This window comes from Pseudomonas sp. HR1, assembly GCF_030175875.1.
Classification (GTDB): Bacteria; Pseudomonadota; Gammaproteobacteria; order Pseudomonadales; family Pseudomonadaceae; genus Chryseomonas; species Chryseomonas oryzihabitans.
Genome location: NZ_JASNRF010000003.1, coordinates 547,065 through 560,306, shown reverse-complemented (window position 1 = coordinate 560,306; position 13,242 = coordinate 547,065). Strand labels below are relative to the sequence as shown.

The 13,242-nt window shown below is 64.0% G+C and carries 10 protein-coding genes; 2 read left to right on the top strand and 8 right to left on the bottom strand.

Annotation, left to right across the window (positions count from 1 at the left end; genetic code table 11):
* Positions 1-18 precede the first annotated feature (18 nt).
* Positions 19-519: a SprT family zinc-dependent metalloprotease gene (locus QKY98_RS13965; protein ID WP_256326414.1), complete on the top strand. Its 501-nt coding sequence runs from the start codon at positions 19-21 to the stop codon at positions 517-519.
* Between the two features lie 46 nt (positions 520-565).
* Here the strand turns inward: QKY98_RS13965 and QKY98_RS13960 are convergent, their stop codons facing one another.
* Both QKY98_RS13960 and htpG read right to left on the bottom strand, forming a co-directional pair.
* The gene (locus QKY98_RS13960) at positions 566-1,303 is read right to left on the bottom strand and encodes a dienelactone hydrolase family protein (RefSeq protein ID WP_027596947.1); all 738 of its coding nucleotides are present in this window, start codon (positions 1,301-1,303) and stop codon (positions 566-568) included.
* A 55-nt stretch (positions 1,304-1,358) separates the two neighbouring features.
* The gene (gene htpG / locus QKY98_RS13955; protein WP_115946029.1) at positions 1,359-3,263 is read right to left on the bottom strand and encodes a molecular chaperone HtpG; all 1,905 of its coding nucleotides are present in this window, start codon (positions 3,261-3,263) and stop codon (positions 1,359-1,361) included.
* Between the two features lie 200 nt (positions 3,264-3,463).
* On the opposite strand from htpG, the gene QKY98_RS13950 reads away from it, so the two are divergent.
* The gene (locus tag QKY98_RS13950) at positions 3,464-3,745 is read left to right on the top strand and encodes a hypothetical protein (RefSeq protein WP_027596949.1); all 282 of its coding nucleotides are present in this window, start codon (positions 3,464-3,466) and stop codon (positions 3,743-3,745) included.
* 55 nt (positions 3,746-3,800) lie between these two features.
* Here QKY98_RS13950 and brnQ read toward each other — a convergent pair whose 3' ends face one another.
* From brnQ to QKY98_RS13920, 6 genes are all read right to left on the bottom strand, one after another.
* On the bottom strand, positions 3,801-5,144 hold the full coding sequence (brnQ, locus tag QKY98_RS13945; protein WP_284671081.1) for a branched-chain amino acid transport system II carrier protein: 1,344 nt from the start codon (positions 5,142-5,144) through the stop codon (positions 3,801-3,803).
* A 204-nt stretch (positions 5,145-5,348) separates the two neighbouring features.
* The gene (sucD, locus tag QKY98_RS13940; protein ID WP_027596951.1) at positions 5,349-6,236 is read right to left on the bottom strand and encodes a succinate--CoA ligase subunit alpha; all 888 of its coding nucleotides are present in this window, start codon (positions 6,234-6,236) and stop codon (positions 5,349-5,351) included.
* A complete protein-coding gene (gene sucC, locus QKY98_RS13935) occupies positions 6,236-7,402 on the bottom strand; it encodes an ADP-forming succinate--CoA ligase subunit beta (RefSeq protein WP_284671080.1) in 1,167 nt (388 codons plus the stop codon). Before sucC ends, sucD begins: the two co-directional genes overlap by 1 nt.
* Positions 7,403-7,587: 185 nt before the next feature.
* Positions 7,588-9,024, bottom strand: coding sequence for a dihydrolipoyl dehydrogenase (gene lpdA / locus QKY98_RS13930; protein ID WP_007159250.1), 1,437 nt, complete (start codon positions 9,022-9,024; stop codon positions 7,588-7,590).
* Between the two features lie 80 nt (positions 9,025-9,104).
* The gene (odhB, locus tag QKY98_RS13925) at positions 9,105-10,325 is read right to left on the bottom strand and encodes a 2-oxoglutarate dehydrogenase complex dihydrolipoyllysine-residue succinyltransferase (protein WP_007159251.1); all 1,221 of its coding nucleotides are present in this window, start codon (positions 10,323-10,325) and stop codon (positions 9,105-9,107) included.
* A gap of 42 nt (positions 10,326-10,367) precedes the next feature.
* Entirely contained in the window at positions 10,368-13,199 is a 2,832-nt protein-coding gene (locus QKY98_RS13920) for a 2-oxoglutarate dehydrogenase E1 component (protein ID WP_058792354.1), read from the bottom strand.
* Between the last annotated feature and the right edge of the window lie 43 nt (positions 13,200-13,242).

Below are 13,242 nucleotides of genomic sequence, written 5' to 3'. Positions count from 1 at the left end.
CACCCGCCTCGCCAGAGGTTGCCCATGCCTGAACAACTCACAGCCCGGGTCGAAGACTGCTATCGGCAGGCCGAGGCCTTCTTCAAACGCCGCTTCCCTCGCCCCGAGGTCAGCCTGGCCCTGCGTGGCCAGCGCGCCGGCGTCGCCCATCTCACCGAGAATCGGCTGAGATTCAACCGGCAGCTCTATCAGGAAAATCGCGCCCACTTCCTCGAGCAGACCGTCGCCCACGAGGTGGCGCATCTGGTGGCGCATCAGCTGTTCGGTGGCGGCATCCGCCCGCATGGCGAGGAGTGGCAGCTGATCATGCGCGGGGTCTATGGCCTGCCGCCGGATCGCTGCCATACCTACGAGTTGCCGCAACGCGTACGCACCCTGTACCTGTATCGCTGCAACTGCCCCGACGGTCGCTTCGAATTCACCGCCCAGCGTCACGCGCTGGTGCGCAAGGGACGGCGCTATCTGTGCCGGCGCTGCCGCGGTCCGCTGGACTTCACCCAGGAAGTCATCCGCGGCTGATCCTGCCGGCCCCGATCCGGGTTCCGGCAGGCAGGCTGCGAAAGCCTCAGCCCTGGGCGAAGACTTCGTCGAACAGGTTGTGCATCGCCAGGAAGGCGCGCTTGGCCACCACCGGGTGGTACTGCTGCTTGCCCGGATTGTTGGCTTCGGGATCGGTGAAGGAATGCACCGCGCCACCATAGCTCAGCAGTTGCCAGTCCACCTGGGCGGCATCCATCTCCTGGCGGAAACCAGTGAGTTGCTCGTCCGGCACCAGCGGATCGGAGGCGCCGTGCAGCACCAGCACCGGGCCGGTGATCCGGGCGGCATCGGCCGGGTTGGGCGTATCCAGATTGGCGTGGAAGGTCACCACGGCGCTCAGCGCCGCGCCGTCACGGGCCAGTTCAAGCGCCGCGCAGCCACCAAAGCAGAAGCCGATGGCGGCGATCTGATGGACATCCACCGCCGCCGTCTCGGCCTGGGCGACCAGGGCCGCATAGGCCGCCTGCATGCGCTGGCGCAGCAGCGCGCGATCGCCGCGGATCGGCGTCATGGCCGCCAGGGCTTCGTCGGCGTTTTGCGGACGCACGTTGCGACCATAGAAATCCACCACCAGGTAGGCCAGGCCGTCGGCCTCGGCCAGGCCCTTGGCCTGCTCGACGGCGCCATGGGATACCCCCATCCAGTTGGGCGCCAGGAGCACGCCCGGGCGGGTGGGATTGCCGCTGGTGGCATACACCAGCTGGCTCTCGAACGGCTGGCCATCGATTTCGTAGGCGACGGGTTTTACAGTGACTTCGACCATGGGGTCCTCCAGAAGGTGGATAGAAAGAAGCCCGCCGAGGCGGGCTTCTTCGTTGTTAAGCGGACAATTCCACCAGCAGTTTGTTTAACCGGCGGACATAGGCGGCGGGATCCTTGAGGCTGTCGCCCGCGGCCAGCGCTGCCTGATCGAACAGGATGTGCGACAGGTCGGCGAAGCGGTCCTCGTCAGGCTCGCCATCGAGTTTCTCGATCAGCGGGTGCTGCGGATTGATCTCGAAGATCGGCTTGGAATCCGGGGCCTTCTGGCCGCTGGCTTCCAGGATCCGGCGCATCTGCAAGCCGAGGTCCTGCTCGCCGATGGCCAGGATCGCCGGCGAATCGGTCAGGCGATGGGAGACGCGGACTTCGCTGACCTGGGCCTCCAGGGCCTGCTTGAGGCGCTCGACCAGGCCTTCCTTGGTCTTGGCGACCTCTTCCTGGGCCTGCTTGTCTTCTTCGCTGTCCAGCTTGCCGAGATCCAGATCGCCACGGGCGACGTCGACGAAATGCTTGCCGTCGAATTCGGTGAGATAGCTCATCAGCCACTCGTCGATGCGATCGGTCAGCAGCAGCACCTCGACACCCTTCTTGCGGAAGACTTCCAGGTGCGGGCTGTTCTTGATCTGGGCGTGGCTCTCGCCGGTCAGGTAGTAGATCTTGTCCTGACCGTCCTTCATGCGGCCAATGTAGTCGGCCAGGGACACGTTCTGGGCATCGTCGCCGTTATGGGTCGAGGCGAAACGCAGCAGACCGGCGATCTTCTCGCGATTGGCGAAGTCTTCCGCCGGACCTTCCTTGAGCACCTGGCCGAAGTGGCCCCAGAACGACTGGTACTTCTCCGGCTCGCTCTTGGCCAGCTTCTCCAGCATGTCCAGCACGCGCTTGGTCAGCGCCGACTTCATGGAGTCGATCACCGGATCCTTCTGCAGGATCTCGCGGGACACGTTGAGCGACAGGTCGTTGGAATCCACCACACCCTTGATGAATCTCAGGTACAGCGGCAGGAACTGGTCGGCCTGATCCATGATGAAGACGCGCTGCACATAGAGCTTGAGGCCCTTGGGCGCTTCGCGCTGGTACAGATCGAAGGGCGCGCGGGCCGGCACGTACAGCAGTGAGGTGTATTCGAGCTTGCCCTCGACCTTGTTGTGGCTCCAGGTCAGGGGATTCTCGAAATCATGGCCGACATGTTTGTAGAACTCCTGGTAGTCCTCGTCCTTGAGTTCGGTACGCGGACGGGTCCAGAGCGCGCTGGCGCGGTTGACGGTTTCCCACTCGGCTGCGGCCGGCTGCTCGTCCTCGCCACCCTGCTGCTCCTTCGGCAGCTCGATGGGCAGGCCGATGTGGTCGGAATACTTCTTGACCACGTTGCGCAGGCGCCAGCCATCGGCGAATTCGATTTCCTCGGGCTTGAGGTGCAGCACGATGCGGGTACCGCGCTCGGGCTTGTCGATGGTCGCGACCTCGAACTCCCCTTCCCCCTTGGACGACCAATGCACGCCCTCGGCGGCCGGCTGGCCGGCGCGACGGGTGTAGACATCTACCTGGTCGGCGACGATGAAGGCCGAATAGAAGCCCACGCCGAATTGACCGATGAGGTTGGAATCCTTCTTCTGGTCACCGCTGAGATTCTTCAGGAAATCGGCGGTGCCGGACTTGGCGATGGTGCCGAGGTGAGCGATCACCTCTTCGCGGCTCATGCCGATGCCATTGTCTTCGAGGGTGACCGTGCCGGCCTCCTTGTCGAAGCTCAGGCGAATCTTCAGCGTATCCCCGCCTTCGAGCAGTTCGGGCTTGGACAGGGCCTCGAATCTGAGCTTGTCGGCCGCGTCGGAGGCGTTGGAAATCAATTCGCGCAGGAAGATTTCCTTGTTGGAATACAGCGAGTGAATCATCAGGTGAAGCAGCTGCTTCACTTCGGTCTGGAAGCCTAGGGTTTCCTTTTGAGTCTCCACACTCATGCTACGAACTCCGCTATCGATAGGTACGCACCAGATGCCTGGCGATGTCGCGGAGATGGGGGCGCGCGGTGACATTTCAACCTTGGCGCGCTCGGTTCGCGATGCAGGTAGGAATTTGCGCGATGCTGGAGCTAGACGCGGAACTTAACTTTTAACGGTGCGTTCGAACGGCTGTCGTGTAGTTCATAAGGAGAAAACACATGAAAAAGCCCTTTGCCATCGCCCTGCTCTTCACTGCCGCCTTCGGCCTCGCCGCCTGTGACAAGCCTTCCGAAAACAAGGCTCAGGATGCTGCCAAGACCGAACAGAAAGCCCAGGAAAACCTGAACAAAGCCGCTGAGCAGAGCAACAAGGCTGCCGAGCAGCGCAACGAAGCTGCCAACGAAGCTGCCAAGGAGCAATCCAAAGGCGAAGCCACCTCGGTGAGCCCGGCTACCGGGACCACCAACGGCACCGCGCCGGCTACCCAGCCCAAGCCGTAAGCCGATCGGATATGAAAAAAGCCCGCTGCTGCGGGCTTTTTTGTGGGCGACCGATTCAGGAGCGCGAAGGATCCGGCTCGGCTTCACTCTCGGGCGCGCGCCCGCTACGTCTCAGACTTTCCAGGACGAGGGCGGCAAGACCCACCACCACGGCCGGCAACAGCCAGCCCAGGCCCGAGTCGGCCAGCGGCAGCCACTGCCCGGCACCACTCAGATAGGGCACCGTCAGGTGCGCGGCCTGCAGGCCATCGAGGATACCGAAGGCCAGGGCCACCAGTAGCACCGGGCCGAGGATGCGCCCGGGCGCCGCCCAGCGGGCGGTAAAGAAGCTCAGCACCACCAGGGCGATGCAGGGCGGATAGATGGCGGTGAGGATCGGCACCGAGATCTGGATCAGCTGCGTCAGCCCCAGGTTGGATACCAGCAGCGAGAAGGCCGCCAGCAGGACCACCAGACTGCGATAGCTGAATGGCAGGAATTCGCTGAAGAACTCCGCGCAGGCGCAGGTAAGGCCCACCGCCGTGACCAGACAGGCCAGGGTGATCAGCACCGCCAGGAAGTCGCTGCCGACGCTGCCGAAGGTATGCTGCACATAGGCATGCAGCACCTCGGCGCCATTGCTGGCATGGGGTACCAGCACCCCGCTGCCGGCGCCGAGCTGGAACAGACTCAGGTAGACCAGCACCAGCCCGACGCCGGCGATCAGACCGGCGATGATGGTGTAGCGCGTCAGCAGCTGCGGCGCAGTCACGCCCCGGGCGCGAATGGCGTTGACGATAACGATGCCGAACACCAGGGCGCCCAGGGTATCCATGGTCAGGTAGCCGTTGACGAAGCCCTGGGACAGCGCCCGCGAGGCGTAGTCCGGCGCCGCCGTGACAGGTCCGCCCGCCGGCCAGAACAGCGCCGCACCGCCCAGTACCGCCAGCGCCAGGATCTTCAGCGGACCGAGAAAGCGCCCCACGGTGTCGAGCAGGCGTCCCGGATAGAGCGAGACCCCCAGCACCACCAGGAAGTAGGCCAGGCTGTAGAGGAACAGCGGGATGGGGCCATTGCCCAGCAGCGGCGCGACGCCGACCTCGAAGGACACCGTGGCGGTGCGCGGCGTGGCGAACAGCGGACCCACCGACAGGTAGCAGACGATGGCCAGGGTGCGGGCGGCGGTCTGGCCGAGCGGCTTGCTCAGGGCGTCCATGCCACCGCCGACTCGCGCCAGGGCGATCAGCGTCAGCACCGGCAGGCCGACCGCGGTCAGCAGAAAGCCCAGGGCTGCGCTCCAGACGTGCTCGCCCGCCTGCAGGCCGACGATCGGGGGAAAGATGATGTTGCCCGCGCCGACGAACAACGCGAACGTCATGAATCCAAGGGCCAGGACATCCCGGCTTTGCAAAGCTTTCATGGAAGGCAGTACCAGCAATGAGGAAAACGAGGCAGCCCGCCCTCATGGGAGCAGGTCTTGGTGGGGCCACGGTGTGGCCGTTGGAGCGGAAGGTTGCCATCCTAACGAATTACCGGCGAAAAGGCAGCCGGCAGCTGATGAGGCGTCATCGCAGCGCCCATGAAAAAGGCCGCCCGAAGGCGGCCTTTTTACAGTCGGTCAGGCTCAGGCCTTCTTGACTTCCCAACCGGTCAGCTCGGCCAGGGCCTTGCCGATGTCGGCCAGGGAACGCACGGTCTTCACACCGGCGTCCTGCAGGGCGGCGAACTTCTCGTCCGCAGTGCCCTTGCCGCCGGAGATGATGGCGCCGGCGTGGCCCATGCGCTTGCCGGGCGGTGCGGTGACACCAGCGATGTAGGACACCACCGGCTTGGTCACGTTGGCCTTGATGAAGGCCGCGGCCTCTTCTTCAGCGCTGCCGCCGATCTCGCCGATCATCACGATGGCTTCGGTCTGCGGATCTTCCTGGAACAGCTTCAGGATATCGATGAAGTTCGAGCCCGGGATGGGGTCGCCGCCGATGCCCACGCAGGTGGACTGGCCGAAGCCGGCGTCGGTGGTCTGCTTCACGGCTTCATAGGTCAGGGTGCCGGAACGCGACACGATACCGACCTTGCCCGGCAGGTGAATGTGACCGGGCATGATGCCGATCTTGCACTCGCCGGGGGTGATGACGCCGGGGCAGTTCGGGCCGATCAGGCGTACGCCCAGCTCGTCGCACTTCACCTTGGCATCCAGCATGTCGAGGGTGGGGATACCCTCGGTGATGCAGACGATCAGCTTGATGCCGCCGAAGGCCGCTTCCAGGATGGAGTCCTTGCAGAAGGGAGCCGGAACGTAGATCACCGAAGCATCGGCGCCGGTGGCTTCCACGGCTTCCTTGACGGTGTTGAACACCGGCAGGCCGAGGTGGGTGGAGCCGCCCTTTCCGGGGGTCACGCCGCCGACCATCTGGGTGCCGTAGGCGATGGCCTGTTCGGAGTGGAAGGTACCCTGGCTACCGGTGAAGCCCTGGCAGATGACCTTGGTGTCTTTGTTGATCAGGACGCTCATTACTTACCCTCCGCGGCCTTGACGACCTGCTGGGCAGCGTCGGTCAGGCTGGTTGCCGCGATGATGTTCAGGCCACTTTCGGCCAGGACCTTGGCACCGAGTTCGGCGTTGTTGCCTTCCAGGCGAACCACGACCGGCACCTTCACGCCGACTTCCTTCACGGCACCGATGATGCCTTCGGCGATCATGTCGCAGCGCACGATGCCGCCGAAGATGTTCACCAGAACGGCCTTCACGTTGCTGTCGGACAGGATGATCTTGAACGCTTCGGTCACGCGCTCTTTGGTCGCGCCGCCGCCAACGTCCAGGAAGTTGGCCGGCTTGCCGCCGTGCAGGTTGACGATGTCCATGGTACCCATGGCCAGACCGGCACCGTTGACCATGCAGCCGATGCTGCCTTCCAGGGCCACGTAGTTCAGTTCCCACTTCTGCGCATGGGCTTCACGGGCGTCGTCCTGCGACGGGTCGTGGAAGGCGCGCAGCTTGGGCTGACGGTAGATGGCGTTGCTGTCGATGTTGATCTTGGCATCCAGGCAGTGCAGGTTGCCGTCCTTCTTGATCACCAGCGGGTTCACTTCCAGCAGAGCCAGATCGTAGTCCTGGAACAGCTTGGCCAGACCGACGAAGATCTGGGTGAACTGCTTGATCTGGTCACCTTTCAGGCCCAGCTGGAAGGCCAGGTCGCGACCCTGGTAGGGCTGAGCGCCCACCAGCGGATCGATGGTGGCCTTGAGAATCTTTTCCGGAGTGTCGTGAGCGACCTTCTCGATGTCCACGCCACCTTCGGTGGACGCCATGAACACGATGCGGCGGCTGGAACGATCGACCACGGCGCCCAGATAGAGCTCCTTGTCGATGTCGGTGCAGGATTCGACCAGGATCTTGCTGACCGGCTGACCGTTGGCGTCGGTCTGGTAGGTCACCAGACGCTGGCCCAGCCACTTGGCGGCGAATTCCTTGGCTTCTTCCTTGCTCTTGACCAGCTTCACGCCACCGGCCTTGCCACGGCCACCGGCATGTACCTGGGCCTTGACGACCCACTCTTCGCCGCCGATACGGCCGCAAGCCTCGTAGGCCTCCTGGGGGGTGTCGACAGCGTAGCCTTTGGAAACGGGCAGGCCGTATTCAGCGAACAGCTGCTTACCCTGATACTCGTGGAGATTCATGCTTGTCTACCGTCTTCGTTGGGTATTGCGCATTAGACGCTGTGCGTTATCCGTGCCGTCCTCCGGACGGTCGCGGGCACCGCGCCACCTGTGACCCCTGCCCTCGCAAGGGTCCGAGGCGCCTTCCTGCGGTGGAGCCCTCAGGGCTCCACGGCGGTCGGCGACCCCGTGGTTCCGTAAATCTCTTACCGCTTCTTGCGATTCACTGCGTGGATCGCATGACCGTTCACCGCCAGGGCCGCTTCGTGCAGCGCCTCGGACAGCGTCGGGTGCGAGAACACCATCATGCCCAGGTCTTCGGCGCTGGTGCCGAATTCCATGGCGATGGCGCCTTGCTGCACCAGCTCCGCCGCGCTCGGGCCGACCACATGGACGCCCAGGACGCGATCGGTCTTGGCATCGGCCACGACCTTGACGAAGCCGGCGGTGTCGTTGGCCGCCAGGGCACGACCGCTGACCGCGAAGGGGAAGGTGCCGACGTTGACTTCGACGCCTTCGGCCTTCAGGGCCTGCTCGGTCTTGCCGACCCACGCGATTTCCGGGTGGGTGTAGATCACCGAGGGGACCAGATCGTAGTTCATCTGGGCCTTGTGACCGGCGATGCGCTCGGCGACCATCACGCCCTCTTCCGAGGCCTTGTGGGCCAGCATCAGACCGCGAACGCAGTCACCGATGGCGAACACGCCCGGCACGCTGGTGGCGCAATGGTCGTCGACGTAGATGTAGCCACGCTCGTCGCTTTCCACGCCGCTGTCGGAGGCCAGCAGGTCGGTGGTGACCGGACGACGGCCCACGGCGACGATCAGACGATCGAAGGTGATCTGCTTTTCTTCACCGGCTTCGGTGTAGTGCACGGTGACTTCTTCGCCGTTGACCTGGGAACCGGTCACACGCGCACCCATGCGGATGTTCAGACCCTGCTTGGAGAGGATCTTGTAGGCTTCCTTGGACACCTGCTCATCGGCGGCGACCAGGAACTTGTCCAGGGCTTCCAGCACGGTGACTTCGGCGCCCAGGCGGGCCCAGACCGAACCCAGCTCCAGACCGATGACGCCGGCACCGATCACGCCCAGACGCTTGGGCACGCTCTGGAATTCCAGGGCGCCGGTGGAATCGACGATGACCTTCTGGTCCACCGGAGCTGGCGGGATGTCGATGGGACGCGAGCCGGACGCCAGGATGACGTTCTCGGCCTCGACCACCTGGACGTTGCCGTCCAGACCGGTGACTTCGACCTTCTTGCCGGACAGCAGCTTGCCGTTGCCTTCCAGCAGGGTCACGCCGTTCGCCTTGAACAGGGTGGCTACGCCGCCGGTGAGGTTCTTCACGATCTGGTCCTTGCGGCCGATCATGGTGGGCACGTCGATGGTGACGTTCGGCGCGTCGATGCCGTGGACCTTAAAGCCCTCGTGCGCCTCGTGGTACTTGTAGGAGCTGTCCAGCAGCGCCTTGGAGGGAATGCAACCCACGTTCAGGCAGGTGCCGCCCAGGGCGACCTTGCCTTCCTTGCCCTTGTAGCGCTCGACACAGGCCGTCTTCAGACCGAGCTGCGCGGCGCGGATGGCGGCCACGTAGCCACCAGGGCCGGCGCCGATCACCACTACGTCGAATTTGTCGCTCATACACTAATCCCCTTGGAGCAGCTTCAGGCAGGAAAACTTGAAGCGGTGCGCGGCCCCTGCCCCGCACCGCGAGAGCCGGATCAGATGTCCAGCAGCAGACGAGCCGGGTCTTCCAGCAGGTCCTTCATGGTGACCAGGAAGGTCACGGCTTCCTTGCCATCGATCAGGCGATGGTCGTAGGACAGCGCAAGATACATCATCGGCAGGATCACTACCTGGCCGTTCACCGCCATGGGGCGTTCCTGGATCTTGTGCATGCCCAGGATCGCGGTCTGCGGCGGGTTGACGATGGGGGTGGACAGCAGCGAACCGAAGACACCACCGTTGGAGATGGTGAAGGTGCCGCCCTGCATGTCTTCCATGGTCAGCTTGCCGGCCTTGGCCTTCTTGCCGAAGTCGGCGATGGTGCCTTCCACTTCCGCCAGGCTCATGAACTCGGCGTTGCGCAGCACCGGAACCACCAGGCCACGGTCGCTGGATACGGCCACGCCGATGTCCTGATAGCCGTGGTAGACGATGTCGTTGCCGTCGATGGAGGCGTTGACGCCCGGCTGACGCTTGAGCGCCTCGGTGGCGGCCTTGACGAAGAAGGACATGAAGCCCAGGCGCACGCCGTTGTGCTTCTTCTCGAACATGTCCTTGTACTTGGAGCGCAGGTCCATGATCGGCTTCATGTTGACCTCGTTGAAGGTCGTCAGCATGGCCATGCTGGACTGGGCTTCGACCAGGCGCTCGGCGACCTTGGCCCGCAGGCGGGTCATGGGCACGCGCTTCTCGGTGCGGTCGCCAGCGGCGGTCACCACCGGAGCGGCAGCAGCAGCGGGCTTGGCAGCCGGAGCGGCGGCGCCGGACTTCTTGGCCTCGACGGCAGCGACGGCGTCTTCCTTGGTGATGCGACCGCCCTTGCCGGTGCCGACCAGGGTAGCCGGGTCGATCCCGTTCTCTTCGGCGATCTTGCGCGCGGCGGGGGCCAGGATCGGATCCTCTTCACCACCGGCAGCCGGGGCGGCGGCCGGAGCGCTGGCAGCGGCCGGCTGGGCAGCCGGAGCAGCGGCGGCAGCGGCGCCCTCTTCCACGCGAGCGATGACTTCTTCGCTCAGCACGGTATCGCCTTCGTTCTTCAGGATTTCGGCCAGCACGCCATCGGCAGGTGCCACGACTTCCAGCACGACCTTGTCGGTCTCGATGTCGACCAGCAGTTCGTCACGCTTGACCGCTTCGCCGGGCTTCTTGTGCCAGGTGGCGACGGTGCCGTCAGCGACCGATTCCGGGAAGGTAGGGGCTTTGATCTCGATAGCCATTCTATGAATTTCCTTAGTGATCTCTAGTAGTCGCGTGGCGAATCAAACGGAGAAAGCATCTTGCAGCAGTTTTTCCTGCTGCTCGGCGTGCATGGAGGCATAGCCGCAGGCCGGCGCGGCGGACGCATCGCGACCGGCGTATTCCAGACCCAGGCCCTGCTTGTAACCGGAAACGGCGCGGCGCATGTGATGCTGGCTGCAGTACCAGGCGCCCTGGTTCATCGGCTCTTCCTGGCACCAGACCACGCGCTCGAGGTTCGGATAGCCGGCCAGTACCTCGGCCAGGTCGTCCTCCGGGAACGGATAGAGCTGCTCCAGACGCACGATGGCGATGTCCTGGCGATTCTCGCTGCGGCGCTTTTCCAGCAGGTCGTAGTAGACCTTGCCGCTGCACAGCACCAGGCGCTTCACCTGCTGGGCATCGAGCTGATCCAGTTCGTTGATCACGGTCTGGAAGGAGCCATGGGCCAGGTCTTCCAGAGTCGAAATGGCCAGCTTGTGGCGCAGCAGCGACTTGGGCGTGAGCACCACCAGCGGCTTGCGCAGCGGGCGGATCACCTGGCGACGAAGCAGGTGGTAGATCTGTGCCGGCGTGGTGGGTACGCAGACCTGGATGTTCTGCTCGGCGCACAGCTGCAGGTAACGCTCCAGACGGGCCGAGGAGTGCTCCGGACCCTGGCCTTCGTAGCCATGGGGCAGCAGCATGGTCAGGCCGCAGAGACGACCCCACTTGATCTCACCGCTGGTGATGAACTGGTCGATGACGACCTGGGCACCGTTGGCGAAGTCACCGAACTGGGCTTCCCAGACCACCAGCGCATTGGGCGTGGTGGTGGCATAGCCGTATTCGAAGCCCAGCACCGCTTCCTCGGAAAGGAAGGAATCGTAGATCTCGAACGACGGCTGATCCTCGGCCAGGTGCTGCAGGGGCACGTAGGGAACGGCGTCCTTCTGGTTGTGCAGCACCGCGTGACGGTGCGAGAAGGTGCCACGACCGACGTCCTGACCGGTGATGCGGATCGGATGGCCTTCGTGCAGCAGGGTGGCGTAGGCCATGGTCTCGGCGAAGCCCCAGTTCAGCGGCAGGCCGCCGGCGGTCATCTTCTGCCGATCCTCGAGGATCTTGCCGACCTGACGCTGGACCACGACCCCTTCCGGAATCTGCAGCAGCTTGTTGGCCAGGTCCTGCAGGGTCTTGAGGTCGAAGCCGGTGTCGTGACGCGCGGTCCAGGCATGGCCCAGGTAGGGCTTCCAGTCGACGAACAGGTCGCGATTGGGCTCCTTGACCAGGCTGGCCACCACGTGACGACCCTCGTCGAGAGCGCCGCGATAGGCTTCGAATTGGGCCTGAACCTGCTCGGCATTGACCACGCCGGCCTGGGTCAGGGCATCGGCGTAGAGATCGCGGGTGGTGCGCTGCTTGGCGATCTGCTGGTACATCAGCGGCTGGGTGCCGCTCGGCTCGTCGGCCTCGTTGTGGCCGCGACGGCGGTAGCAGACCAGGTCGATGACGATGTCACGCTTGAACTGCATGCGGTAGTCGACCGCCAGCTGGGTGACGAACAGCACCGCCTCGGGATCGTCGCCGTTCACGTGGAAGATCGGCGCCTGGATCATCTTGGCGACGTCGGTGGCGTACTCGGTGGAGCGCGCATCTTCCTGGCGGTTGGTGGTGAAGCCCACCTGGTTGTTGATGACGATGTGCAGGGTACCGCCGGTCTTGTAGGCCCGGGTCTGCGACATCTGGAAGGTTTCCATGACCACGCCCTGGCCGGCGAAGGCGGCGTCGCCGTGGATAGCCACGGGTACGACCTTGTCGCCGGTGCGATCGCCGCGGCGATCCTGGCGTGCACGGACCGAACCTTCCACCACCGGAGAGACGATCTCCAGGTGCGAGGGGTTGAACGCCAGCGCCAGGTGGACTTCGCCGCCCTGGGTCATGACGTTGGAGGAGAAGCCCTGGTGGTACTTGACGTCACCGGAGCCCAGCTCGACCAGCTTCTTGCCTTCGAACTCGTCGAACAGATCGCGCGGGTTCTTGCCCAGGGTGTTGACCAGCACGTTCAGGCGGCCACGGTGGGCCATGCCGATCACCAGCTCCTTGACGCCATAGGAACCGGAACGCTGGATGATCTCGTCGATCAGTGGAATCAGGCTCTCGCCCCCTTCCAGACCAAAACGCTTGGTGCCCGGATACTTGGTGCCCAGGTACTTTTCCAGACCCTCGGCGGCGGTCAGGCGCTCCAGCAGATGGGTGCGGACTTCCGGCGAATATTGCGGGCGGCCACGGACGCTTTCCAGGCGCTGGAGGAACCAGCGGCGCTCCTCGGAATCGACGATGTGCATGAACTCCGCACCAACCGTGCGGCAATATGTCTCTTGCAGCGCATCCCTGATTTCGCGGAGAGTTGCCTCCTCTTTGCCGATGAACAATTCACCGGTACGGAAGGTGGTATCCAGATCGGCGTCGGTCAACCCATAGTGGTTGAGCAGCAGATCGGCAGGTGGCTGACGCTTCCACAGACCCAGGGGGTCGAGCTGGGCAGCCTGATGGCCCTGCAGACGGAACGCCTGGATCAGACGCAGGACTTCGACCTGCTTCTTCTCGTGTTCGGAACTGACGGTACCGGCCGAGACCGGTTGAGCTCGCCGCTGGTTCTTGCCCAACAGCACGAAATGGTCGCGGATCGCGGAATGCGCGACGTCCGGCGAATTGCCAGTGACCGCAGGCAGCTTCTGGAAGTAGGTGCGCCACTCTTCCGGCACAGCGTTGGCATCGTGCAGAAACAGCTCATAGAGCTCTTCCACATAGGCAGCGTTACTGCCGGACAGGTGAGCGCTGTCCCACAGTTGCTGCATCTGACTTTCGTGCATCTAGTTCACCCCTTCGGCAGAGATAGCATCAGCCGATGACCCG